Source organism: Buttiauxella selenatireducens (assembly GCF_031432975.1).
Classification (GTDB): Bacteria; Pseudomonadota; Gammaproteobacteria; order Enterobacterales; family Enterobacteriaceae; genus Buttiauxella; species Buttiauxella selenatireducens.
Window position 1 is genome coordinate 414,700 of sequence record NZ_CP133838.1, and the last position, 23,916, is coordinate 438,615.

At 49.0% G+C, this 23,916-nt stretch carries 30 protein-coding genes, 2 tRNA genes and 2 rRNA genes; 28 read left to right on the forward strand and 6 right to left on the reverse strand.

The window, feature by feature from the left end; translation table 11 throughout:
- The first annotated feature begins 7 nt into the window (after positions 1 to 7).
- The 18 genes from rplE (at position 8) to RHD99_RS01975 (ending at position 9,063) form a co-directional block, all read left to right on the forward strand.
- Positions 8 to 547, forward strand: coding sequence for a 50S ribosomal protein L5 (gene rplE, locus RHD99_RS01890; protein WP_064561109.1), 540 nt, complete (start codon positions 8 to 10; stop codon positions 545 to 547).
- Between the two features lie 13 nt (positions 548 to 560).
- Entirely contained in the window at positions 561 to 866 is a 306-nt protein-coding gene (rpsN, locus tag RHD99_RS01895; protein ID WP_034499021.1) for a 30S ribosomal protein S14, read from the forward strand.
- A 30-nt stretch (positions 867 to 896) separates the two neighbouring features.
- On the forward strand, positions 897 to 1,289 hold the full coding sequence (gene rpsH / locus RHD99_RS01900) for a 30S ribosomal protein S8 (protein WP_034461770.1): 393 nt from the start codon (positions 897 to 899) through the stop codon (positions 1,287 to 1,289).
- Positions 1,290 to 1,302: 13 nt separating this feature from the next.
- Positions 1,303 to 1,836, forward strand: coding sequence for a 50S ribosomal protein L6 (gene rplF, locus RHD99_RS01905; protein WP_034461769.1), 534 nt, complete (start codon positions 1,303 to 1,305; stop codon positions 1,834 to 1,836).
- Positions 1,837 to 1,845: 9 nt separating this feature from the next.
- On the forward strand, positions 1,846 to 2,199 hold the full coding sequence (gene rplR / locus RHD99_RS01910) for a 50S ribosomal protein L18 (protein ID WP_034461768.1): 354 nt from the start codon (positions 1,846 to 1,848) through the stop codon (positions 2,197 to 2,199).
- 14 nt (positions 2,200 to 2,213) lie between these two features.
- The gene (rpsE, locus tag RHD99_RS01915; protein WP_034461766.1) at positions 2,214 to 2,714 is read left to right on the forward strand and encodes a 30S ribosomal protein S5; all 501 of its coding nucleotides are present in this window, start codon (positions 2,214 to 2,216) and stop codon (positions 2,712 to 2,714) included.
- Positions 2,715 to 2,720: 6 nt separating this feature from the next.
- Complete coding sequence (gene rpmD / locus RHD99_RS01920; protein WP_004846568.1) at positions 2,721 to 2,900, forward strand: 50S ribosomal protein L30; 180 nt, start codon at positions 2,721 to 2,723, stop codon at positions 2,898 to 2,900.
- A gap of 3 nt (positions 2,901 to 2,903) precedes the next feature.
- Positions 2,904 to 3,338, forward strand: a complete 435-nt coding sequence (gene rplO, locus RHD99_RS01925; protein ID WP_034461765.1) for a 50S ribosomal protein L15 — start codon at positions 2,904 to 2,906, stop codon at positions 3,336 to 3,338.
- Positions 3,339 to 3,345: 7 nt separating this feature from the next.
- Positions 3,346 to 4,677 (forward strand): preprotein translocase subunit SecY, encoded by a 1,332-nt coding sequence (secY, locus tag RHD99_RS01930; RefSeq protein ID WP_034499015.1) that lies wholly within the window; start codon positions 3,346 to 3,348, stop codon positions 4,675 to 4,677.
- Positions 4,678 to 4,707: 30 nt separating this feature from the next.
- Positions 4,708 to 4,824: a 50S ribosomal protein L36 gene (rpmJ, locus tag RHD99_RS01935; protein ID WP_000868187.1), complete on the forward strand. Its 117-nt coding sequence runs from the start codon at positions 4,708 to 4,710 to the stop codon at positions 4,822 to 4,824.
- Between the two features lie 146 nt (positions 4,825 to 4,970).
- Positions 4,971 to 5,327, forward strand: coding sequence for a 30S ribosomal protein S13 (gene rpsM / locus RHD99_RS01940; protein WP_034461763.1), 357 nt, complete (start codon positions 4,971 to 4,973; stop codon positions 5,325 to 5,327).
- A 16-nt stretch (positions 5,328 to 5,343) separates the two neighbouring features.
- Positions 5,344 to 5,733 carry a 30S ribosomal protein S11 gene (gene rpsK / locus RHD99_RS01945; protein WP_004138423.1) on the forward strand — a complete coding sequence of 130 codons (390 nt, stop codon included), beginning with the start codon at positions 5,344 to 5,346 and terminating at the stop codon, positions 5,731 to 5,733.
- A 34-nt stretch (positions 5,734 to 5,767) separates the two neighbouring features.
- A complete protein-coding gene (rpsD, locus tag RHD99_RS01950) occupies positions 5,768 to 6,388 on the forward strand; it encodes a 30S ribosomal protein S4 (RefSeq protein ID WP_034461762.1) in 621 nt (206 codons plus the stop codon).
- Between the two features lie 25 nt (positions 6,389 to 6,413).
- On the forward strand, positions 6,414 to 7,403 hold the full coding sequence (locus RHD99_RS01955) for a DNA-directed RNA polymerase subunit alpha (protein WP_034461761.1): 990 nt from the start codon (positions 6,414 to 6,416) through the stop codon (positions 7,401 to 7,403).
- A 40-nt stretch (positions 7,404 to 7,443) separates the two neighbouring features.
- Entirely contained in the window at positions 7,444 to 7,830 is a 387-nt protein-coding gene (gene rplQ / locus RHD99_RS01960) for a 50S ribosomal protein L17 (protein ID WP_034461760.1), read from the forward strand.
- 114 nt (positions 7,831 to 7,944) lie between these two features.
- Positions 7,945 to 8,313 carry a DnaJ family domain-containing protein gene (locus RHD99_RS01965; RefSeq protein ID WP_183273269.1) on the forward strand — a complete coding sequence of 123 codons (369 nt, stop codon included), beginning with the start codon at positions 7,945 to 7,947 and terminating at the stop codon, positions 8,311 to 8,313.
- A gap of 6 nt (positions 8,314 to 8,319) precedes the next feature.
- The gene (gene zntR, locus RHD99_RS01970; RefSeq protein ID WP_183273282.1) at positions 8,320 to 8,739 is read left to right on the forward strand and encodes a Zn(2+)-responsive transcriptional regulator; all 420 of its coding nucleotides are present in this window, start codon (positions 8,320 to 8,322) and stop codon (positions 8,737 to 8,739) included.
- A gap of 60 nt (positions 8,740 to 8,799) precedes the next feature.
- Positions 8,800 to 9,063 (forward strand): alternative ribosome-rescue factor A, encoded by a 264-nt coding sequence (locus RHD99_RS01975; protein ID WP_309877287.1) that lies wholly within the window; start codon positions 8,800 to 8,802, stop codon positions 9,061 to 9,063.
- Here RHD99_RS01975 and mscL read toward each other — a convergent pair.
- The 5 genes from mscL to def form a co-directional block, all read right to left on the reverse strand.
- The gene (mscL, locus tag RHD99_RS01980; RefSeq protein WP_309877288.1) at positions 9,017 to 9,430 is read right to left on the reverse strand and encodes a large-conductance mechanosensitive channel protein MscL; all 414 of its coding nucleotides are present in this window, start codon (positions 9,428 to 9,430) and stop codon (positions 9,017 to 9,019) included. The two genes, RHD99_RS01975 and mscL, sit on opposite strands and share 47 nt — an antisense overlap.
- Before the next feature lie 157 nt (positions 9,431 to 9,587).
- Positions 9,588 to 10,964, reverse strand: a complete 1,377-nt coding sequence (gene trkA, locus RHD99_RS01985; RefSeq protein ID WP_183273272.1) for a Trk system potassium transporter TrkA — start codon at positions 10,962 to 10,964, stop codon at positions 9,588 to 9,590.
- A gap of 48 nt (positions 10,965 to 11,012) precedes the next feature.
- The gene (rsmB, locus tag RHD99_RS01990) at positions 11,013 to 12,302 is read right to left on the reverse strand and encodes a 16S rRNA (cytosine(967)-C(5))-methyltransferase RsmB (protein ID WP_309877289.1); all 1,290 of its coding nucleotides are present in this window, start codon (positions 12,300 to 12,302) and stop codon (positions 11,013 to 11,015) included.
- Positions 12,303 to 12,378: 76 nt separating this feature from the next.
- Complete coding sequence (gene fmt / locus RHD99_RS01995) at positions 12,379 to 13,326, reverse strand: methionyl-tRNA formyltransferase (protein WP_309877290.1); 948 nt, start codon at positions 13,324 to 13,326, stop codon at positions 12,379 to 12,381.
- A 21-nt stretch (positions 13,327 to 13,347) separates the two neighbouring features.
- Entirely contained in the window at positions 13,348 to 13,857 is a 510-nt protein-coding gene (gene def, locus RHD99_RS02000) for a peptide deformylase (protein ID WP_139883347.1), read from the reverse strand.
- Between the two features lie 128 nt (positions 13,858 to 13,985).
- Here def and dprA point away from each other — a divergent pair, with 128 nt between their 5' ends.
- From dprA to RHD99_RS02030, 6 genes are read left to right on the forward strand one after another with little or no spacing between them, the layout of a single operon-like run.
- Positions 13,986 to 15,110: a DNA-protecting protein DprA gene (dprA, locus tag RHD99_RS02005; protein WP_309877291.1), complete on the forward strand. Its 1,125-nt coding sequence runs from the start codon at positions 13,986 to 13,988 to the stop codon at positions 15,108 to 15,110.
- Complete coding sequence (smg, locus tag RHD99_RS02010; RefSeq protein WP_183273276.1) at positions 15,082 to 15,555, forward strand: DUF494 family protein Smg; 474 nt, start codon at positions 15,082 to 15,084, stop codon at positions 15,553 to 15,555. The genes dprA and smg overlap by 29 nt, the downstream gene beginning before the upstream one ends.
- A 24-nt stretch (positions 15,556 to 15,579) precedes the next feature.
- Positions 15,580 to 16,122 (forward strand): DNA topoisomerase family protein, encoded by a 543-nt coding sequence (locus tag RHD99_RS02015; protein WP_183273277.1) that lies wholly within the window; start codon positions 15,580 to 15,582, stop codon positions 16,120 to 16,122.
- A 5-nt stretch (positions 16,123 to 16,127) separates the two neighbouring features.
- Positions 16,128 to 16,700: an L-threonylcarbamoyladenylate synthase type 1 TsaC gene (gene tsaC / locus RHD99_RS02020; protein ID WP_309877292.1), complete on the forward strand. Its 573-nt coding sequence runs from the start codon at positions 16,128 to 16,130 to the stop codon at positions 16,698 to 16,700.
- A gap of 3 nt (positions 16,701 to 16,703) precedes the next feature.
- Complete coding sequence (gene aroE, locus RHD99_RS02025; RefSeq protein ID WP_309877293.1) at positions 16,704 to 17,522, forward strand: shikimate dehydrogenase; 819 nt, start codon at positions 16,704 to 16,706, stop codon at positions 17,520 to 17,522.
- A complete protein-coding gene (locus RHD99_RS02030; RefSeq protein ID WP_309877294.1) occupies positions 17,519 to 17,776 on the forward strand; it encodes a DUF1488 family protein in 258 nt (85 codons plus the stop codon). The genes aroE and RHD99_RS02030 overlap by 4 nt, the downstream gene beginning before the upstream one ends.
- On the opposite strand, the gene RHD99_RS02035 is transcribed toward RHD99_RS02030, so the two are convergent.
- Positions 17,752 to 18,306: a gamma carbonic anhydrase family protein gene (locus tag RHD99_RS02035; RefSeq protein WP_270142559.1), complete on the reverse strand. Its 555-nt coding sequence runs from the start codon at positions 18,304 to 18,306 to the stop codon at positions 17,752 to 17,754. The genes RHD99_RS02030 and RHD99_RS02035 overlap by 25 nt on opposite strands.
- Before the next feature lie 510 nt (positions 18,307 to 18,816).
- Here RHD99_RS02035 and RHD99_RS02040 point away from each other — a divergent pair.
- The 4 genes from RHD99_RS02040 to RHD99_RS02055 all read left to right on the forward strand — a co-directional run bounded on the left by RHD99_RS02040 (position 18,817) and on the right by RHD99_RS02055 (position 23,806).
- Positions 18,817 to 20,358, forward strand: a 16S ribosomal RNA gene (locus RHD99_RS02040).
- A 69-nt stretch (positions 20,359 to 20,427) separates the two neighbouring features.
- A tRNA-Ile gene (locus tag RHD99_RS02045) sits at positions 20,428 to 20,504 on the forward strand.
- A 114-nt stretch (positions 20,505 to 20,618) separates the two neighbouring features.
- Positions 20,619 to 20,694 (forward strand) — tRNA-Ala (locus RHD99_RS02050).
- Between the two features lie 203 nt (positions 20,695 to 20,897).
- Positions 20,898 to 23,806 (forward strand): 23S ribosomal RNA (locus tag RHD99_RS02055).
- Together the 16S and 23S rRNA genes with 2 tRNA genes alongside form the textbook arrangement of a ribosomal RNA operon.
- Positions 23,807 to 23,916: the final 110 nt, after the last annotated feature.

The window sequence follows — 23,916 nt, forward strand, 5'->3', positions numbered from 1 at the left end:
TAGTACGATGGCGAAACTGCATGATTACTACAAAGACGAAGTAGTTAAAAAACTCATGACTGAGTTTAACTACAATTCTGTCATGCAAGTCCCTCGGGTCGAGAAGATCACCCTGAACATGGGTGTTGGTGAAGCGATCGCTGACAAGAAACTGCTGGATAATGCAGCAGCAGATCTGACAGCAATCTCCGGTCAAAAGCCGTTGATCACCAAAGCACGCAAATCAGTTGCAGGCTTCAAAATCCGTCAGGGCTATCCGATCGGCTGTAAAGTAACTCTGCGTGGCGAACGCATGTGGGAGTTCTTTGAGCGCCTGATCACCATTGCTGTACCACGTATCCGTGACTTCCGTGGCTTGTCCGCTAAGTCATTCGATGGCCGTGGTAACTACAGCATGGGTGTCCGTGAGCAGATCATCTTCCCAGAAATCGACTATGACAAAGTCGATCGCGTTCGTGGTTTGGATATTACCATTACCACTACTGCGAAATCTGATGATGAAGGCCGTGCTCTGCTGGCTGCCTTTAACTTCCCATTCCGTAAGTAAGGTAGGGTTACTAATGGCTAAGCAATCGATGAAAGCACGCGAAGTCGTTCGCGTGAAACTGGCCGACAAATACCGCGCTAAACGCGAGGAATTGAAAGCTATCATCTCTGGTGTGAACTCATCCGACGAAGATCGTTGGGATGCGGTTCTTAAGCTGCAGTCTCTGCCGCGTGATTCCAGCCCGTCCCGTCAGCGTAACCGCTGCCGCCAAACTGGTCGTCCGCATGGTTATGTGGGCAAATTCGGGTTGAGCCGTATTAAGCTTCGTGAAGCCGCTATGCGCGGTGAAGTACCTGGCTTGAAAAAGGCTAGCTGGTAATATCCAATTGAATCACGGGAGTAAAGACAGATGAGCATGCAAGATCCGATCGCGGATATGCTGACCCGTATCCGTAACGGTCAAGCCGCGAATAAAGTTGCGGTCACCATGCCTTCCTCCAAGCTGAAATTGGCAATTGCCAACGTGCTGAAAGAAGAAGGCTATATTGAAGATTTTAAAATTGAAGGCGACATCAAGCCTGAACTGGAACTGACTCTAAAGTATTTCCAGGGCAAGGCTGTGGTAGAGAGCATTCAGCGAGTCAGCCGCCCAGGTCTGCGCATCTATAAGAAAAAAGATGAGCTGCCTAAAGTTATGGCCGGTATGGGTATTGCTGTCGTTTCTACCTCTAAAGGTGTTATGACTGATCGTGCAGCGCGCCAAGCTGGTCTTGGTGGCGAAATTATCTGCTACGTAGCCTAATTGGAGGAATAAAATGTCTCGTGTTGCTAAAGCACCGGTCGTTATTCCTGCTGGCGTAGAGGTAAAACTCAACGGTCAGGTTATTTCGATCAAAGGTAAAAACGGCGAGCTGACTCGTACAATCAACGATGCTGTTGAAGTTAAACACGCTGATAATGCACTGACTTTCGCTCCGCGCGAAGGCTTTGCAAACGCGTGGGCCCAAGCGGGTACCACTCGTGCGCTGTTAAATGCAATGGTTATCGGTGTTACCGAAGGCTTCACTAAGAAGCTGCAGCTGGTTGGTGTAGGTTATCGCGCAGCAGTTAAAGGCAATGCGGTGAGTTTGGCCCTGGGCTTCTCCCACCCTGTTGAACATGCTCTGCCAGCGGGAATCACTGCTGAATGTCCAACTCAAACTGAAATCGTGCTGAAAGGCGCTGATAAGCAGATGATTGGACAGGTAGCTGCTGATCTGCGCGCCTACCGTCGTCCTGAGCCTTATAAAGGCAAGGGTGTTCGTTACGCCGACGAAGTCGTGCGTACCAAAGAGGCTAAGAAGAAGTAAGGTAACACTATGGATAAGAAATCTGCTCGTATCCGTCGTGCGACCCGCGCACGTCACAAGCTCAAAGAACTGGGTGCGACTCGTCTGGTGATTCACCGTACGCCTCGTCATATTTATGCACAGGTTATCGCACCGAACGGTTCAGAAGTCCTGGTAGCTGCATCTACTGTAGAGAAAGCTATCGCTGAGCAACTGAAGTACACTGGAAACAAAGACGCCGCTACAGCTGTGGGTAAAGCTGTTGCAGAGCGCGCACTGGAAAAAGGCATTACGAAAGTATCCTTTGACCGTGCTGGTTTCCAATATCATGGTCGTGTCCAGGCACTGGCAGATGCTGCCCGTGATGCTGGCCTTCAGTTCTAAGGTAGAGGTGTAAGATGGCTCACATCGAAAAACAAGCTGGCGAACTGCAGGAAAAGCTGATCGCGGTAAATCGCGTATCTAAAACCGTTAAAGGTGGTCGTATTTTCTCCTTCACTGCTCTGACAGTGGTTGGCGATGGTAACGGTCGCATTGGTTTTGGTTACGGAAAAGCGCGTGAAGTTCCAGCAGCTATCCAGAAAGCGATGGAAAAAGCCCGTCGCAACATGATTAACGTCGCGCTGAACCACGGCACCCTGCAGCACCCTGTTAAAGGTGTGCACACAGGTTCTCGTGTGTTCATGCAGCCGGCTTCTCAAGGTACCGGTATTATCGCCGGTGGTGCAATGCGCGCCGTCCTGGAAGTCGCTGGAGTTCATAACGTTTTGGCTAAAGCATATGGTTCCACCAACCCGATTAACGTGGTTCGTGCAACTATTGATGGCCTGGCGAATATGAAGTCTCCGGAAATGGTCGCTGCCAAGCGTGGTAAATCCGTTGAAGAAATTCTGGGGTAATTGACCATGGCAAAGACTATTAAAATTACACAAACCCGCAGTGCGATCGGTCGTTTGCCGAAACACAAGGCAACGCTGCTTGGCCTGGGTCTGCGTCGTATTGGCCACACCGTAGAGCGCGAGGATACTCCTGCTGTACGTGGTATGGTCAACGCGGTTTCCTACATGGTTAAAGTTGAGGAGTAAGAGATGCGTTTAAATACTCTGTCTCCGGCCGAAGGGTCTAAGCACGCTTCCAAGCGTCTGGGTCGTGGTATCGGTTCTGGTCTCGGCAAAACCGGCGGTCGTGGTCACAAAGGTCAGAACTCTCGTTCTGGTGGTGGCGTACGTCGTGGGTTCGAAGGTGGCCAGATGCCGTTGTACCGTCGTCTGCCGAAATTCGGTTTCACCTCTCGCAAAGCAATGATCACTGGTGAGATTCGTCTCTCTGATCTGGCGAAAGTTGAAGGCGACGTAGTTGACCTGAACACGCTGAAAGCGGCAAACATTATCGGTATCCAGATCGAGTTCGCGAAAGTGATCTTGTCTGGCGAGGTTTCTCGTCCGGTAACTGTTCGCGGTCTGCGTGTCACTAAAGGCGCTCGTGCTGCTATCGAAGCTGCTGGCGGTAAAATCGAGGAATAAGTAGCAGATGGCAAAGCAACCGGGATTAGATTTTCAAAGTGCTAAAGGCGGGCTTGGCGAGCTGAAACGCAGACTGATGTTTGTTATCGGTGCGCTGATTGTGTTCCGTATTGGCTCTTTTATTCCGATCCCTGGTATTGATGCCGCTGTACTTGCCAAACTGCTTGAGCAACAGCGAGGCACTATCATTGAAATGTTTAACATGTTCTCTGGTGGTGCTCTCAGCCGTGCTTCTATCTTTGCATTGGGTATCATGCCGTATATTTCGGCATCGATTATTATCCAGCTGTTAACGGTGGTTCATCCAGCGTTAGCAGAGTTGAAGAAAGAAGGGGAGTCTGGTCGTCGTAAGATCAGCCAGTACACCCGTTACGGCACTCTGGTGCTGGCAATATTCCAGTCAATCGGTATTGCTACCGGTTTACCGAATATGCCTGGTATGCAGGGCCTGGTGTTAAATCCAGGCTTTGCATTCTATTTCACCGCTGTTGTGAGCCTTGTCACAGGGACTATGTTCCTGATGTGGCTTGGTGAACAGATTACTGAACGTGGTATCGGTAACGGTATCTCAATCATAATCTTCGCTGGTATTGTTGCGGGATTGCCGCCGGCCGTTGGCCATACTATCGAACAAGCAAGGCAAGGCGACCTGCACTTCCTCCTGTTGCTGTTGGTTGCAGTACTAGTATTCGCAGTGACCTTCTTCGTTGTTTTTGTTGAACGTGGTCAACGCCGCATTGTGGTAAACTACGCGAAACGTCAACAAGGTCGTCGTGTCTATGCTGCGCAGAGCACGCATTTACCGCTGAAAGTGAATATGGCTGGTGTTATTCCAGCAATTTTTGCTTCCAGTATTATTCTGTTCCCAGCGACGATTGCATCGTGGTTTGGGGGCGGTACCGGTTGGAACTGGCTGACTACAATTTCGCTGTATTTGCAGCCTGGGCAACCGCTTTATGTGTTACTCTATGCGTCTGCAATCATCTTCTTCTGTTTCTTCTACACGGCGTTGGTTTTCAACCCGCGTGAAACAGCAGATAACCTGAAGAAGTCCGGTGCATTTGTACCAGGAATTCGTCCGGGAGAACAAACGGCGAAGTATATTGATAAAGTGATGACCCGCCTGACCTTGGTTGGTGCGTTGTATATTACCTTTATCTGCCTAATCCCGGAGTTCATGCGTGATGCAATGAAAGTGCCTTTCTACTTCGGTGGAACCTCACTGCTCATTGTTGTCGTGGTTATCATGGACTTTATGGCTCAAGTGCAAACTCTGATGATGTCTAGTCAGTACGAGTCTGCATTGAAGAAAGCGAATCTGAAAGGCTACGGCCGTTAATAGTCGCTTGAGAAGTTACGGAGAGTAAAAATGAAAGTTCGTGCTTCCGTCAAGAAATTATGTCGTAACTGCAAAATCGTTAAGCGTGACGGTGTTATTCGCGTGATTTGCAGCGCCGAACCGAAGCATAAACAGCGTCAAGGCTGATTATCTCGCATATTTTTCTTGCAAAGTTGGGTTGAGCTGGCTAGATTAGCCAGCCAATCTTTTGTATGTCTATGCGTTTCCATTTGAGTATCCTGAAAACGGGCTTTTCGGTATGGAACGCATAATCTAAATAGTAGGAGTGCATAGTGGCCCGTATAGCAGGCATTAACATTCCTGATCAAAAACATACCGTGATCGCTTTAACTTCGATTTACGGTGTTGGCAAGACTCGCTCAAAGGCCATTTGTGCCGCGGCGGGTATCGCTGAAGATGTTAAGATCAGAGAGCTGTCTGAAGAACAAATCGACACGCTGCGTGACGAAGTTGCCAAATTTGTCGTTGAAGGTGATCTACGCCGTGAAGTGAGTATGAGCATCAAGCGTCTGATGGACCTTGGTTGCTATCGCGGTTTGCGTCATCGTCGTGGTCTGCCAGTGCGCGGTCAGCGTACGAAGACCAACGCACGTACCCGTAAGGGTCCGCGCAAACCGATCAAGAAATAATCGGGGTGATTGAATAATGGCAAAGGCACCAGTTCGTGCACGTAAGCGTGTAAGAAAACAAGTCTCTGACGGCGTGGCTCATGTCCATGCTTCTTTCAACAACACAATCGTTACTATTACTGATCGTCAGGGTAACGCTTTGGGTTGGGCAACTGCCGGTGGTTCCGGTTTCCGTGGCTCTCGCAAATCTACTCCGTTCGCAGCTCAGGTTGCAGCAGAGCGTTGCGCAGAAGCTGTGAAAGAATACGGTATCAAGAACCTTGAAGTTATGGTTAAGGGACCGGGTCCAGGCCGCGAATCTACCATTCGTGCTCTGAACGCCGCTGGTTTCCGCATCACTAATATTACTGATGTGACTCCGATCCCTCACAACGGTTGTCGTCCGCCGAAAAAACGTCGCGTATAACGCTTACGTTTTCTAGGTTTGTTGGAGAAAGAAAATGGCAAGATATTTGGGTCCTAAGCTCAAGCTGAGCCGTCGTGAGGGCACCGACTTATTCCTTAAGTCTGGCGTTCGCGCGATCGATACCAAGTGTAAAATTGAACAAGCTCCTGGCCAGCACGGTGCGCGTAAACCGCGTCTGTCTGACTATGGTGTGCAGTTGCGTGAAAAGCAAAAAGTTCGCCGCATGTTCGGTGTTCTGGAGCGTCAGTTCCGTAACTACTATAAAGAAGCCGCTCGTCTGAAAGGCAACACCGGTGAAAACCTGTTGGCTCTTCTGGAAGGCCGTCTTGACAACGTTGTTTACCGTATGGGCTTCGGTGCTACTCGTGCAGAATCACGTCAGCTCGTTAGCCACAAAGCAGTAATGGTAAATGGTCGCGTTGTTAACATCGCTTCTTATCAGGTAACTCCGAATGACGTAGTTAGCATCCGTGAGAAAGCCAAAAAGCAATCTCGCGTGAAGGCCGCTCTGGAGCTGGCTGAACAGCGTGAAAAGCCAACCTGGCTGGAAGTTGATGCTGCTAAGATGGAAGGTGTGTTCAAGCGTAAGCCTGAGCGTACTGATCTGTCCGCGGACATTAACGAACACCTGATCGTCGAGCTTTACTCCAAGTAAAGCTTAGTACCAAAGAGAGGACACAATGCAGGGTTCTGTGACAGAGTTTCTAAAACCGCGCCTGGTAGATATCGAGCAAGTGAGTTCGACGCACGCCAAGGTGACCCTTGAGCCTTTAGAGCGTGGCTTTGGCCATACTCTTGGTAATGCACTGCGCCGTATTCTGCTCTCATCGATGCCGGGTTGCGCGGTGACTGAGGTTGAGATTGATGGTGTACTACATGAGTACAGCACCAAAGAAGGCGTTCAGGAAGATATCCTGGAAATCCTGCTCAACCTGAAAGGGCTGGCGGTAAGAGTTCAAGGTAAAGATGATGTAATTCTTACTCTGAATAAGTCTGGCATTGGCCCTGTGACTGCAGCCGACATCACCCATGATGGTGATGTCGAAATCGTCAAGCCGCAGCATGTGATCTGCCACCTGACCGATGAGAACGCATCTATTAGTATGCGTATCAAAGTTCAGCGCGGTCGCGGTTATGTGCCGGCCTCTGCCCGAATTCATTCGGAAGAAGATGAGCGCCCAATCGGCCGTCTGCTGGTCGACGCCTGCTACAGCCCTGTAGAGCGAATTGCCTACAATGTTGAAGCTGCGCGTGTAGAACAGCGTACCGACCTGGATAAGCTGGTCATCGAAATGGAAACCAACGGTACAATCGATCCTGAAGAGGCGATTCGTCGTGCGGCGACCATTCTGGCTGAACAACTTGAAGCTTTCGTTGACTTACGTGATGTACGTCAGCCGGAAGTTAAAGAAGAGAAACCAGAATTCGATCCGATCTTGCTGCGCCCTGTTGACGATCTGGAATTGACTGTCCGCTCTGCTAACTGCCTTAAGGCAGAAGCTATCCACTATATCGGTGATCTGGTACAGCGTACCGAAGTTGAGCTGCTCAAAACGCCTAACTTGGGTAAAAAATCTCTTACCGAGATTAAAGACGTGCTGGCTTCCCGTGGTTTGTCTCTGGGCATGCGCCTGGAAAACTGGCCACCGGCAAGCATCGCTGACGAGTAACCGGATCACAGGTTAAGGTTTTACTGAGAAGGATAAGGTCATGCGCCATCGTAAGAGTGGTCGTCAACTGAACCGCAACAGCAGCCATCGCCAGGCTATGTTCCGCAATATGGCAGGTTCACTGGTTCGTCATGAGATCATCAAGACGACTCTGCCTAAAGCGAAAGAGCTGCGTCGCGTAGTTGAGCCGCTGATTACTCTTGCCAAGACTGATAGCGTTGCTAATCGTCGTCTGGCATTCGCCCGCACTCGTGATAACGAGATCGTGGCAAAACTGTTTAATGAACTGGGTCCGCGTTTTGCAGCCCGTACTGGTGGTTACACTCGTATTCTTAAGTGTGGCTTCCGTGCAGGTGATAATGCTCCGATGGCTTACATCGAGCTGGTTGATCGCGCCGAGTCTCAAACAGAAGCTGCTGCAGAGTAATCTGTAGTAACGTGAAAAAACCGGGCTTGCCCGGTTTTTTTATATCTGTAATTTCCCTTCCTGCACCAATTCATCGTATCTTAGTTTCATCTTTGGTAAACGCTGACATACATTATGTGGTTACTTGATCAATTGTCAGAACGTCATATTCTCGATGCACAACGCAATGGTGAGTTTGACTCGCTGGCGGGTTCTGGTGCTCCTCTAAAACTTGATGATGATTCATTTATACCGCCTGAACTGCGAGTCGCCTGGCGCATTTTGAAAAATGCAGGTTGTTTGCCTCCAGCTCTCCAACAGCGGAAAGATGCCATTGAACTCAATGACCTTCTCCGGACTATTGACCGCGAAGATTCTGAGTACGAGGCTATAAGCAAGAAACTGTCATTACTTGAGCTAAAACTGCAGCAGGCTGGTATGAGCACTGATTTTCTGCACGGAGAGTATGCAGACAAATTACTTCATAAAATTGATGAGGATTAAATGATCATGTTTCGTATTGGAGAGTTGGCCAGACTGGCGGATGTTACGCCCGATACCATACGTTATTATGAAAAGCAGAAAATGATGGATCATGAGGTCAGAACGGAGGGTGGTTTTCGGCTTTATACTGAAAGTGATTTGCAGCGTCTAAAGTTCATTAGATACGCAAAACAGTTAGGTTTTACACTAGAAACGATTCGTGAATTGCTATCGATCCGAATTGATCCCGAACATCACACGTGTCAGGAATCAAAGAGTATCGTGCAATCGAGACTCGTAGAAGTGGAGTCCAAAATAAAAGAACTTCAGCATATGCGACGATCGTTGCAGAGGCTGAATGATGCATGTTGTGGAAGTGCCCACAGCAGCGCATATTGTTCAATTCTTGAGGCACTTGAGCAAGGGGCGAGTCAGCGTAAAGAATAATTGCGATCCACCAACGGCAGGCATACACTTGCGCCGTTATTTTAATCATTTGGAGTTTATATGAGTAAGTATCAGCATAAGAAAGGGACCATAAAGGATAATGCCATAGAGGCTTTGTTACATGATCCGCTGTTTCGTCAACGAGTTGAGAAGAACAAGAAAGGAAAGGGAAGTTATCAGCGTACTGCAAAATATGGCAAAAAGGATAACTGGGAGGCCAGTGGTAAACAAGCAAATAGCTTTTTTACCACTGGCCTTCCTCTTTTAATTAGCGCAATTAAATTCGCTCATTCTGCTGTTTTAGCAGGTCGCGGATTTCGCTGAGTAATACTTCTTCTTTAGTTGGTGCCGGTGGTGCTGCAGGTTCTTCTGTTTTCTTACGGTTCAGTTGGTTAATTGCTTTGATTGCCAGGAAAATGGCGAAGGCAACAATCACAAAATCGAAGATGTTCTGAATAAAGACACCGTAATGCATAACTACTGCTGGAATATCACCTGCTGCAGGTCGTAGGGTTAAAGCGAATTGTTTAAAATCAACCCCACCAATCAGCAATCCCAGTGGCGGCATAATAATATCCGCTACAAGTGACGAAACAATTTTCCCGAATGCTGCCCCGATAATTACACCCACTGCCAAATCCACAACGTTTCCGCGCATCGCAAATTCGCGGAATTCTTTTAACATGTTCATTTTTCTCTCCTTGTACTGGCTGACGCTAATAAGTCTAACAAATGATGACTCGATTGCCATTACATCAGGTAATAAGAATTTAGCGCCAATTCCTTAATAATATGATGGTTTTTGATGGTGATAATAATGGAGCGGAGAAATTCTCCGCCCAAATAGATTACAGGAAGAAAGGACTTGGCTGGAACAAACGTTCTACATCGCTGACAAATTTCTTATCTGTCAGGAACATAATTACATGGTCGCCCTGTTCAATGCGTAAATTGTCATTAGCTATCATGACGTCATTGCCGCGAACAACCGCGCCAATAATGGTCCCTGGAGGAAGTTTTATTTCATCGATTGAACGACCGACAACACGCGAAGTGCTTTCATCACCATGAGCAACGGCTTCAATCGCTTCAGCTACACCTCGACGCAAGGAGGAGACACCGACGATATCGGCTTTACGTACGTGGCCGAGTAAAGCCGAAATAGTGGCTTGTTGCGGTGATATTGCTATATCAATCACGCTGCCTTGAACCAGATCCACGTAGGCTTTACGCTGGATGAGCACCATCACTTTCTTGGCCCCCATGCGCTTTGCCAGCATCGCGGACATAATATTTGCTTCATCGTCGTTGGTGACGGCAATAAACAAATCGACTTGTTCAATATGTTCTTCGGCTAGCAGCTCTTGATCGGAGGCGTCACCGTAGAAAACGATGGTGTTTTGCAACATTTCGGCCAGCTCTGCGGCGCGTTGCGCATCACGTTCAATGAGTTTTACGCTGTAATCTTTTTCAAGTCGCTGCGCGAGACCGGCCCCAATATTCCCACCACCGACCAGCATGATGCGTTTATAGGGTTTCTCGAGGCGCTGCAATTCGCTCATTACCGCTCGGATATGCTGCGAAGCGGCAATGAAGAATACTTCATCTCCAGCTTCAACAATGGTTGAACCTTGCGGACGAATAGGCCTGTCGTGTCGGAAAATTGCAGCAACACGGGTTTCAATATGCGGCATATGTTCACGCATAGTTGATAGTGCATTGCCTACAAGCGGGCCACCATAATAGGCTTTCACCACGGCCAGGCTGACTTTCCCTTCGGCAAAATTGACAACCTGTAGTGCACCTGGGTACTCAATAAGACGATAAATATTATCGATAACCAATTGTTCAGGTGCGATAAGATGGTCAATTGGCACTGCTTCAGCGTTAAATAAACGTTCTGCATCCCGTACATAATCTGGGGCACGGATACGTGCAATACGGTTTGGAGTATTAAAAAGCGAATATGCAACCTGACAGGCAATCATATTCGTTTCGTCTGAGCTGGTCACTGCGACCAACATATCAGCATCATCCGCGCCCGCTTCCCGTAAAACGCGAGGATGCGAGCCGTGCCCTTGTACGACGCGTAAGTCGAACTTATCTTGCAAACTGCGTAGGCGATCCTGGTTAGTATCCACAACCGTAATATCGTTGTTTTCACCCACCAGATTTTCTGCCAGGGTACCGCCAACCTGGCCCGCACCCAGAATTATTATTTTCATTGTTTATAGCTTCAGTGGTGATGAAACCTAAGATTCAGCATGACTGAATCAGCTTTTAATTAGCTTAGCGTAAAAGAAGCCATCACCCTCTTCTTGTGAGGGGAGATTCTGGAGCCCTGGTTTTTCAGGCGTCCCGGTTTCAACCAGTTTCGCTTCAGGATGATGCGCCAGGAATGCAGCTACCTGTTGCGAGTTTTCTTCCGGCAGAATAGAGCAAGTCGCATAAACCAGTGTGCCGCCTGATTTGAGTCTTGGCCAAATAGCTTCGAGAATCTCTTTTTGCAATGCGGCTAATTCAGCAATATCCCTGTCACGACGCAGCCACTTGATATCGGGATGGCGGCGAATAACACCGGTAGCTGAGCAAGGTGCATCAAGAAGAATTCGGTCAAACTGTTGCTGACCACACCATTGTTCAGGAAAACGCCCATCTCCTGATTTAACTTCAGCCGTCATACCCAAGCGCTGCAAGTTTTCATGCACTCGCTTCAGACGTTGTTCGTCAATGTCTACAGCTAATACACGAGCTTTAGGTGCTGCTTCCAAAATATGGGTCGTCTTGCCGCCAGGTGCCGCACATAAGTCGAGGATCGTGTCGCCATTTTGTGGATCAAGCAGATCAACACAACCTTGCGCTGAGGCATCCTGAACAGTAACCCAACCTTGCTCAAATCCCGGTAAGGCATGGACGGGGGCTGGAGTCTCAAGGCGGACCGCGTCGCGATACTGCGGATGAACATGGCCTTCCAGCCCGCTTTCAGCCAGTAATGCTAACCACTCTTCACGCGTCTTGTGCTGACGATTAACACGCAGCCACATTGGTGGGCGCTGATTATTGGCCTCGACAATGGATTGCCATTGATTTGGATAAGCTTTTTTCAGACGTTGCAGCAACCAGGCGGGGTGTAAGAAACGGCTTTCGTGTTTCGAAGCTTCAGCCATCAATTCTTCCTGTTGACGCTGGAACTGGCGCAGGACACCGTTAATCAAACCTTTTAGTGACTGACGCTTAATAGCAACCGCCCCTTCAACCGTCTCCGCCAAAGCAGCATGGGCCGGAATACGGGTATAAAGCAGCTGATAAAAACCCACCATAATCAAATAGTGGATGGTGCGTTGCTTGCCGGTCATTGGGCGGGACATCAACTTACTGACCAGCCATTCAAGTTGCGGTAATGTGCGCAATACGCCAAAGCAGAGCTCTTGAAGTAGTGCTTTATCTTTATCAGAGACTTTGTGTTGCATCGCTGGCAGTACATTGCTGAGCGATTGACCTTGTTCCACAACTTGTTCAATCGTTTGGGCGGCCATACTGCGAAGATTTAGTGTTTTTTTCATAACCACGCTCTGGTTTTCCGGCGCTTAAAAACAAAAATGCCCAGGTGTTTGGCCTGGGCGCAAAGAATTTCTTTTATCACGCGAGGAGTGTACCTGGCTTAAACCATTCACTCCGAGAGTTCAGGAGATCCTGAGCTTTCATCGCTTTCTTTCCAGCGGGCTGAAGTGATTCCAGATTTAAAATCCCTTCACCAGTCGCCACCTGAATACCTTGTTTATTGGTTTCGATAATGGTTCCGGGGGTAGCTTTAGTGTGTTGATTAATCACTGAAGCTTGCCAGATTTTTACCGGTTGCTCATCGATTTCCAACCAACTCATTGGCCATGGATTAAATGCCCTAATGCAACGTTCCAGCTGTTCAGCAGAAAGTGTCCAGTCAATACGCGCTTCTTCCTTGCTGAGTTTCTCGGCGTAAGTCACCAACTCTTCGTTTTGAACTTCTGGATGTGCACAGCCAGTTGCCAGTTGGTTTAACGTTTCCAATAAACCTTCAGGGCCAAGGTTTGCCAGCTTATCGTATAGTGTTGCACTGGTATCAGTGGCTTCAATTGGGCAGGCAAGTTTTAACAGCATATCGCCCGTATCCAGACCAACATCCATTTGCATAATGGTGACGCCTGTTTCGGCATCACCAGCCCACAATGAACGTTGAATCGGTGCCGCACCTCTCCAGCGTGGCAGCAGCGAACCATGCACATTTATACAGCCCATGCGTGGCATATCGAGGACGGCTTTTGGAAGAATCAAACCGTAAGCCACGACGACCATCACATCGGCATTCAGGCTGGAAACCAATTCCTGATTCTCTACAGGGCGCAACGAGGCGGGCTGAAAAACGGGGATATTCTTTTCTGTCGCCAGCACCTTCACCGGGCTTGGCATCAGCTTTTTGCCGCGCCCCGCAGGTCTGTCTGGCTGTGTAAATACGCCAACGACCTGGTGCTGAGAAGACAACAGCGCGTCAAGATGACGCGCTGCAAAGTCAGGAGTACCCGCGAAAATAATACGCAGTGAATCAGACACATTATTCCCTTTTATGATGGGTTAGGCGCTCTTGTTCAGACGAGCCATTTTTTCCAGTTTCTGACGAATGCGCTGACGTTTCAACGGTGACAGATAATCGACGAACAGTTTGCCAACCAAGTGGTCCATCTCGTGCTGAATACAAATAGCGAGTAGACCGTCAGCTTCCAATTCATACGGTTGGCCTTCACGGTCCAGCGCTCGAATTTTGACGCGCTCTGCACGAGGAACTAACGCACGTTGTTCTGGAATAGAAAGACAACCTTCTTCGATACCCGTTTCACCGCTTTTTTCCAGCAGCTCAGGGTTGATTAAAACCAGGCGCTCATCGCGGTTTTCAGAAACATCAATCACAATAATACGTTGATGGATATCCACCTGCGTTGCTGCAAGGCCAATACCTTCCTCAGCGTACATTGTCTCAAACATGTCATCGACAATCCGCTGAATCTCCGCATTCACCTCTTTGACCGGCGTCGCTACAGTGCGAAGGCGCTCGTCCGGAAAATGTAATACCTGCAAAACTGACATAAATATCCAGAGCTGTGTTCAATTGATAGAAAGATTAATACCTCTATTCTAGACATTTCCAGGCCTGATTGACAGCATCAGTGACCAATCGCAAGGATTGCATTTATCGCTTATGGCAGGAGGATGCTGTGCCATTAAAAGAGATCTGGTTACGCCTGATGGCAGTGCAAAATTTGAGCGGTGATAAGTTATTAAAAATTGCCCATTTCTTATTGAACGAGCCAGGATGCTCGATTGCTTCGCTAACTCAAGCCGGTTTATCAACCCGCCAGATTGCCCAATTTAGGGAGTGTAGTGACAGGGAAATAGAAAAAGGGTTGTTATGGCTTGAAGAACCCAACCACTATCTTCTCACAGCAGATGACGACAATTACCCTGAACAGTTGCGGGCAATAGATTGTTACCCCGCAGCGCTATTTGTCGCGGGCAATATTGAGCTTCTTTCCAGTAATCAACTCGCTGTGGTGGGCAGCCGTAATCTTTCTTTGTATGGGGAGCGTTGGTGCAGGATGTTTTGTGAACCCCTTGCCATCGCAGGATTGACGATAACCAGTGGTTTGGCGCTGGGCATAGATGCAGTTGCTCATCGCACGGCGTTGAGTTGTCACGGAAAGACAGTGGCGGTATTGGGAAATGGTCTGGCCAGTATTTATCCTAAACGCCATAAATCATTGGCCGAGCAGATTGTTGCTGAAGGTGGCACGGTCATCTCAGAATTCCCCCTCGAAACTACGCCATGGCCGGGTAATTTCCCTCGCAGAAACCGTATTATCAGTGGGTTGAGTCGAGCTGTATTTGTTGTGGAAGCCAGCGAGCGGAGTGGATCACTGGTCACTGCTCGTTATGCAATTGAACAAGGTAGGGAATTATTTGCATTACCGGGGGCGGTCGGAAGCCCAGGTAGTGAGGGGCCACACTGGTTGATAAAGCAGGGCGCAACACTGGTGAGCCATCCCTCAGACATCCTCGAGCATCTGGAAAGTGAACTGCATTGGCTCCCTTTTCCTCACAAAGCACTAATATATTCACAGAATGAAGGGGATCGTACATTGCCATTTCCTGAGCTGTTGGCTAACGTAGGAGATGAGGTTACACCTGTTGACGTCGTCGCTGAACGTGCCGGCCAACCTGTGCCAGTGACAGTAGCTCAACTGCTCGAATTGGAGTTAGCAGGGTGGATCGCAGCTGTACCCGGCGGCTATGTCCGATTAAGGAGGGCATGCCATGTTCGACGTACTAATGTACTTATTTGAAACCTACATCCATAACGAAGTGGAAATGCGAGTTGATCAAGATAAATTGACGCGTGATCTCTCCGATGCTGGTTTTGATCACGAAGACATTTATAACGCGCTTGTGTGGCTTGAAAAGTTGGCTGACTATCAAGATGGTCTTGCTGAACCCATGCAATTGGCTGCTGACCCGCTTTCTATGCGTATGTATACCGCAGAAGAATGTCAGCGACTTGATGCATCTTGTCGGGGGTTTTTACTGTTCCTGGAACAGATTCAGGTGCTAAACCTCGAAACCCGTGAAATGGTCATTGAAAGAGTATTAGCATTAGACACTGCCGAGTTCGAGCTGGAAGATTTAAAGTGGGTCGTGCTTATGGTGCTATTCAATATTCCGGGTTGTGAAAACGCTTATCAGCAAATGGAAGAATTACTCTTCGAAGTAAATGAAGGTATGCTGCACTAAATAAAAGTCGCAGCATGAGATGTTATGACCAAATCAGCACTGTTCACTGTGCCTAAAAATGAACCCTGTCCCCAATGCGGGGCAGGGTTAGTCATTCGTTCCGGTAAACACGGCCCTTTTCTTGGCTGTTCCCATTATCCGGAATGTGATTATGTGCGCCCGTTAAAAAGCCTGGCAGATGGCCATGTGGTCAAAGTGCTTGAAGGCCAACTCTGCCCTGTATGTCAGGAAAACCTCGTCTTGCGGCAGGGCCGCTTTGGGATGTTTATCGCCTGCAGTAACTATCCAACATGTGCGCACACTGAAGTTATCGACAAACCCGATGAAACGGCTATCAGTTGTCCGCAATGCCAACAAGGGCAATTAGTCCAACGACGTTCTCGGTTTGGCAAAACCTTTTGGTCATGCGATAGCTTTCCGACATGTCAGTTCGTCATTAATAGCAAACCAGTGGCAGGCGAATGCCCTGCGTGTCACTATCCTTTACTTATCGAAAAGAAAACGGCGCAAGGATTGAAACAATTCTGTGCCAGCAAACAATGTGGAAAGCCGGTAACGGCGGAATAAAGCTTGTGAAGACAAACCTGCAAATAGAGCAACTCCAAGAGATCGTTGCCGCCCTGAAACAACAACAAGTCATCGCTTATCCAACCGAAGCTGTTTTTGGCGTGGGTTGTGATCCTGACAGTGAACTGGCAGTCACGCGCTTGCTTGATTTAAAACATCGGCCTGTAGATAAAGGCCTGATTCTGATAGCTGCGTCTTATGAGCAACTTGTTCCTTATATAGATAGCGCCGTTCTGACGCAAAAGCAGCGAGAAGAGGTGTTTTCTTGCTGGCCAGGACCGGTGACCTTTGTCTTTCCTGCTCTGCCTTCAACACCGCGTTGGTTAACCGGGCGATTTGATTCCTTAGCAGTGAGAGTGACGGATCATCCTTTGGTACGTGAGCTATGCCTTGCTTATGGCAAGCCCCTGGTTTCTACCAGTGCCAATCTATCTGGTTTGCCACCGTGTCGTACTGCGGATGAAGTCTTCACGCAATTTGGCGATGACTTCCCGGTACTGCGAGGGGATACCGGAGGCCGGCAGAATCCTTCAGAAATTCGCGACGCTTTGACCGGCGAACTGTTCCGCCAGGGGTAAATAATGGAAGTCTTTGCCGTATTTGGTAACCCAATTCAGCACAGTAAGTCACCGCAAATCCATAAGATGTTTGCTGAGCAATTAAACATTGAGCATCCATATGGTCGTGTCCTTGCACCTGTTGATGCATTTATAGAAACGCTTGAGCAGTTTTTTCAATCGGGCGGTAAAGGAATCAACATTACGGTTCCTTTCAAAGAACAAGCATACTTGCGTGCAGATGAGTTGACCGAACGTGCCGCGTTAGCGGGAGCGGTAAATACCCTTAAGCGCCTGGAAGATGGTCGTCTGTTGGGTGATAACACCGATGGGATTGGACTGTTAACCGATTTGGAGCGTCTGTCTTTAATTAAATCCGGCTACCGCATTTTACTGCTTGGCGCTGGTGGTGCTGCCAGGGGAGTATTGCTGCCATTGCTTTCGCTAGACTGCGCTGTGACGATAACCAACCGAACTTATTCGCGGGCAAAAGAACTCGCTCAGTTGTTTAACCATATGGGAAGTGTTCAAGCATTAGAGCAGACTGAATTGGATGGCCACGAATTTGACCTCATTATTAATGCCACTTCGAGCGGAATAGCTGGCGATACTCCCTCAATCCCTGCGTCTGTGCTTTCTCATAATGTCTATTGCTATGACATGTTTTATCAAAAAGGCGAAACACCTTTCTTGAGTTGGTGCAAACAGCACGGCGTTCAGCATTATGCTGATGGCTTAGGAATGCTGGTGGGCCAGGCTGCACATGCATTTTTCTTGTGGCATGGTGTATTACCTGAGATCACACCAGTAATAGAGAAGCTAAAGCTGGAAATGTCACAGTGAACCAGGCCATCCAATTTCCCGATCGTGACGAATGGGACGATCAGCGTCATGCTATTTGCTTCCCTGCTTTAGTCAATGGCTTTCAAGTGATGTGCGGTATTACCGCCGAGATTATCGCCAGCCGTTATGGTGGCGATAATAAAGATAAATGGCTCGAGCTCTTTCGTCTAAATCGTTGGGATCTTGAAGAAGAGGCTGAAGCGTTGATTGAAAAAGGCCAGGAAGATGCTCAAGGCTGGATTTGGCTTTCCTGAGCGAGATATTCATCCTTCCAGCGAACATAGTTATTCGCAGAATATGTTAAGCCTTCTAATTCTTCAGGTGTAAGAGGGCGAATTTGTTTAACGGGGCTGCCAAGATAAAGGTAGCCACTTGCAAGACGCTTGTTTTGCGGTACCAGACTTCCCGCCCCGATCATGACATCATCTTCTATTACTACCCCATCCAACAAAATTGATCCCATTCCGACAAGAACGCGATTACCAATAGTGCAGCCGTGTAGCATGACCTTGTGCCCAACCGTCACATCTTCGCCGACAACAAGCGGATTTCCCTCGGGTTTATAGGATGATTTGTGTGTGACATGTAACACGCTACCATCCTGGATATTGCTACGTGCGCCAATTGCCACATAGTTAACGTCTCCGCGAATGGCGACTAGCGGCCAAATGCTCACATCATCGGCAAGACGTACGTCTCCAATCACAACACTTGAATCATCAAGCATCACGCGTTGGCCAATTTCAGGATAAGTTTTTTGGAAAGGTCGTAATACTGCGGACATAAACACCTCTGAAAGTTCTCTTCGTAGATAGACTCTGGCTGCTTTCTGAACCGATGGCAAGGAGGTAAAGCATCGAAAACAGGCCAGATCGAACACGATCGCAGCGAAAAGGGCGAAAACTAAACAGTCAGCAGGAAAGATCGAAAAAAGGCTTGTGCAATAAAAAGAGATCCCTATAATGCGCCTCCATCGACACGGAACATGTGAACAACATCACAGAGTAACGGCGGCGATGAGAGTCAAATATCCTGAAATTAAGGGTTGACTCTGAAAGAGGAAAGCGTAATATACGCCACCTCGAGTTAGCAAGCGAAAGCGCGTAACTCACTGCTCTTTAACAATTTATCAGACAATCTGTGTGGGCACTCGCAGGATTGATATCTCAGATACCTTCGGGTATCAAAAAAATATCAAGTCTTGAAGAGTGACCAAGCAGTAATTCATTTAGTTGAATTATTACGAAAGTTAATTTTTGAGCACCGCTTCACGAGTTGAAGCAAATCAAGCTTTTAATTGAAGAGTTTGATCATGGCTCAGATTGAACGCTGGCGGCAGGCCTAACACATGCAAGTCGAGCGGTAGCACAGAGGAGCTTGCTCCTTGGGTGACGAGCGGCGGACGGGTGAGTAATGTCTGGGAAACTGCCTGATGGAGGGGGATAACTACTGGAAACGGTAGCTAATACCGCATAACGTCTTCGGACCAAAGTGGGGGACCTTCGGGCCTCATGCCATCAGATGTGCCCAGATGGGATTAGCTAGTAGGTGGGGTAATGGCTCACCTAGGCGACGATCCCTAGCTGGTCTGAGAGGATGACCAGCCACACTGGAACTGAGACACGGTCCAGACTCCTACGGGAGGCAGCAGTGGGGAATATTGCACAATGGGCGCAAGCCTGATGCAGCCATGCCGCGTGTATGAAGAAGGCCTTCGGGTTGTAAAGTACTTTCAGCGAGGAGGAAGGCATTGTGGTTAATAACCGCAGTGATTGACGTTACTCGCAGAAGAAGCACCGGCTAACTCCGTGCCAGCAGCCGCGGTAATACGGAGGGTGCAAGCGTTAATCGGAATTACTGGGCGTAAAGCGCACGCAGGCGGTTTGTTAAGTCAGATGTGAAATCCCCGGGCTCAACCTGGGAACTGCATTTGAAACTGGCAAGCTTGAGTCTTGTAGAGGGGGGTAGAATTCCAGGTGTAGCGGTGAAATGCGTAGAGATCTGGAGGAATACCGGTGGCGAAGGCGGCCCCCTGGACAAAGACTGACGCTCAGGTGCGAAAGCGTGGGGAGCAAACAGGATTAGATACCCTGGTAGTCCACGCCGTAAACGATGTCGACTTGGAGGTTGTTCCCTTGAGGAGTGGCTTCCGGAGCTAACGCGTTAAGTCGACCGCCTGGGGAGTACGGCCGCAAGGTTAAAACTCAAATGAATTGACGGGGGCCCGCACAAGCGGTGGAGCATGTGGTTTAATTCGATGCAACGCGAAGAACCTTACCTACTCTTGACATCCAGAGAATTTGCTAGAGATAGCTTAGTGCCTTCGGGAACTCTGAGACAGGTGCTGCATGGCTGTCGTCAGCTCGTGTTGTGAAATGTTGGGTTAAGTCCCGCAACGAGCGCAACCCTTATCCTTTGTTGCCAGCGGTTCGGCCGGGAACTCAAAGGAGACTGCCAGTGATAAACTGGAGGAAGGTGGGGATGACGTCAAGTCATCATGGCCCTTACGAGTAGGGCTACACACGTGCTACAATGGCGCATACAAAGAGAAGCGACCTCGCGAGAGCAAGCGGACCTCATAAAGTGCGTCGTAGTCCGGATCGGAGTCTGCAACTCGACTCCGTGAAGTCGGAATCGCTAGTAATCGTAGATCAGAATGCTACGGTGAATACGTTCCCGGGCCTTGTACACACCGCCCGTCACACCATGGGAGTGGGTTGCAAAAGAAGTAGGTAGCTTAACCTTCGGGAGGGCGCTTACCACTTTGTGATTCATGACTGGGGTGAAGTCGTAACAAGGTAACCGTAGGGGAACCTGCGGTTGGATCACCTCCTTACCTAAAAGATACGAACTTGCGTAGTGCTCACACAGATTGTCTGATAGAAAACGAGCAGTAAAACCTTATAGGCTTGTAGCTCAGGTGGTTAGAGCGCACCCCTGATAAGGGTGAGGTCGGTGGTTCAAGTCCACTCAGGCCTACCAAATTCCCCCCTGTTCTGCGTTGCACCTCCGGCTCGCATAATTCATTATGCGTCGCGAAGTTGCGCCTTGAACAGTGACGAATTCACGGTAAATCAAAGGTTTTACGAAATCGATGGGGCTATAGCTCAGCTGGGAGAGCGCCTGCCTTGCACGCAGGAGGTCAGCGGTTCGATCCCGCTTAGCTCCACCATTATTTCATGCTCACTCAATATCTCAAAACTGACTTAACAGTCACGTTTGAGATATTTGCTCTTTAAAAATCTGGAACAAGCTGAAAATTGAAACGACACACTGTTTCCTTTCTCCGTAATAAGAAAGGAAGTATCGGTGTGTTCGAGTCTCTCAAATTTTCACAATATCGATTGTGTCTTACGAGACATCTTCGGGTTGTGAGGTTAAGCGACTAAGCGTACACGGTGGATGCCCTGGCAGTCAGAGGCGATGAAGGACGTGCTAATCTGCGATAAGCGTCGGTAAGGTGATATGAACCGTTATAACCGACGATTTCCGAATGGGGAAACCCAGTGTGATTCGTCACACTATCGTTAAGTGAATACATAGCTTAACGAAGCGAACCGGGGGAACTGAAACATCTAAGTACCCCGAGGAAAAGAAATCAACCGAGATTCCCCCAGTAGCGGCGAGCGAACGGGGAGCAGCCCAGAGTCTGAATCAGTTTGTGCATTAGTGGAAGCGTCTGGAAAGTCGCAGGGTACAGGGTGATACTCCCGTACACAAAAATGCACTTGCTGTGAACTCGAAGAGTAGGGCGGGACACGTGGTATCCTGTCTGAATATGGGGGGACCATCCTCCAAGGCTAAATACTCCTGACTGACCGATAGTGAACCAGTACCGTGAGGGAAAGGCGAAAAGAACCCCGGCGAGGGGAGTGAAACAGAACCTGAAACCGTGTACGTACAAGCAGTGGGAGCCTCTTTTATGGGGTGACTGCGTACCTTTTGTATAATGGGTCAGCGACTTATATTCTGTAGCAAGGTTAACCGTATAGGGGAGCCGCAGGGAAACCGAGTCTTAACTGGGCGTTAAGTTGCAGGGTATAGACCCGAAACCCGGTGATCTAGCCATGGGCAGGTTGAAGGTTGGGTAACACTAACTGGAGGACCGAACCGACTAATGTTGAAAAATTAGCGGATGACTTGTGGCTGGGGGTGAAAGGCCAATCAAACCGGGAGATAGCTGGTTCTCCCCGAAAGCTATTTAGGTAGCGCCTCGTGAACTCATCTTCGGGGGTAGAGCACTGTTTCGGCTAGGGGGCCATCCCGGCTTACCAACCCGATGCAAACTACGAATACCGAAGAATGTTATCACGGGAGACACACGGCGGGTGCTAACGTCCGTCGTGAAGAGGGAAACAACCCAGACCGCCAGCTAAGGTCCCAAAGTCATGGTTAAGTGGGAAACGATGTGGGAAGGCACAGACAGCCAGGATGTTGGCTTAGAAGCAGCCATCATTTAAAGAAAGCGTAATAGCTCACTGGTCGAGTCGGCCTGCGCGGAAGATGTAACGGGGCTAAACCATGCACCGAAGCTGCGGCAGCGACACTTAGGTGTTGTTGGGTAGGGGAGCGTTCTGTAAGCCGTTGAAGCTGGACTGTGAGGTCTGGTGGAGGTATCAGAAGTGCGAATGCTGACATAAGTAACGATAAAGCGGGTGAAAAGCCCGCTCGCCGGAAGACCAAGGGTTCCTGTCCAACGTTAATCGGGGCAGGGTGAGTCGACCCCTAAGGCGAGGCCGAAAGGCGTAGTCGATGGGAAACAGGTTAATATTCCTGTACTCGGTGTTACTGCGAAGGGGGGACGGAGAAGGCTATGTTAGCCGGGCGACGGTTGTCCCGGTTTAAGCATGTAGGCGGAGAGTTTAGGTAAATCCGGACTCTTATCTAACGCTGAGGTGTGATGACGAGGCACTACGGTGCTGAAGTAACAAATGCCCTGCTTCCAGGAAAAGCCTCTAAGCATCAGGTAACATCAAATCGTACCCCAAACCGACACAGGTGGTCAGGTAGAGAATACCAAGGCGCTTGAGAGAACTCGGGTGAAGGAACTAGGCAAAATGGTGCCGTAACTTCGGGAGAAGGCACGCTGTCGGTAGGTGAAGCGATTTACTCGTGGAGCTGAAGGCAGTCGAAGATACCAGCTGGCTGCAACTGTTTATTAAAAACACAGCACTGTGCAAACACGAAAGTGGACGTATACGGTGTGACGCCTGCCCGGTGCCGGAAGGTTAATTGATGGGGTTATCCGTAAGGAGAAGCTCTTGATCGAAGCCCCGGTAAACGGCGGCCGTAACTATAACGGTCCTAAGGTAGCGAAATTCCTTGTCGGGTAAGTTCCGACCTGCACGAATGGCGTAATGATGGCCAGGCTGTCTCCACCCGAGACTCAGTGAAATTGAAATCGCTGTGAAGATGCAGTGTACCCGCGGCAAGACGGAAAGACCCCGTGAACCTTTACTATAGCTTGACACTGAACATTGAGCCTTGATGTGTAGGATAGGTGGGAGGCTTTGAAGCGTGGACGCCAGTCTGCGTGGAGCCAACCTTGAAATACCACCCTTTAATGTTTGATGTTCTAACGTAGACCCGTGATCCGGGTTGCGGACAGTGTCTGGTGGGTAGTTTGACTGGGGCGGTCTCCTCCTAAAGCGTAACGGAGGAGCACGAAGGTTAGCTAATCACGGTCGGACATCGTGAGGTTAGTGCAAAGGCATAAGCTAGCTTGACTGCGAGAGTGACGGCTCGAGCAGGTGCGAAAGCAGGTCTTAGTGATCCGGTGGTTCTGAATGGAAGGGCCATCGCTCAACGGATAAAAGGTACTCCGGGGATAACAGGCTGATACCGCCCAAGAGTTCATATCGACGGCGGTGTTTGGCACCTCGATGTCGGCTCATCACATCCTGGGGCTGAAGTAGGTCCCAAGGGTATGGCTGTTCGCCATTTAAAGTGGTACGCGAGCTGGGTTTAGAACGTCGTGAGACAGTTCGGTCCCTATCTGCCGTGGGCGCTGGAGAATTGAGGGGGGCTGCTCCTAGTACGAGAGGACCGGAGTGGACGCATCACTGGTGTTCGGGTTGTCATGCCAATGGCATTGCCCGGTAGCTAAATGCGGAAAAGATAAGCGCTGAAAGCATCTAAGCGCGAAACTTGCCCCGAGATGAATTCTCCCTGAGACCTTGAGTCTCCTGAAGGAACGTTGAAGACTACGACGTTGATAGGCTGGGTGTGTAAGCGTAGCGATACGTTGAGCTAACCAGTACTAATGATCCGTGAGGCTTAACCTTACAACACCGAAGGTGTTTTAAGAATAATGAGAAAGACACTTTAATTTTCAGCTTAATTCCAAGATTTTAAGTTAATGGTCATATGAAAATATGACGGTTAATGAAAACAG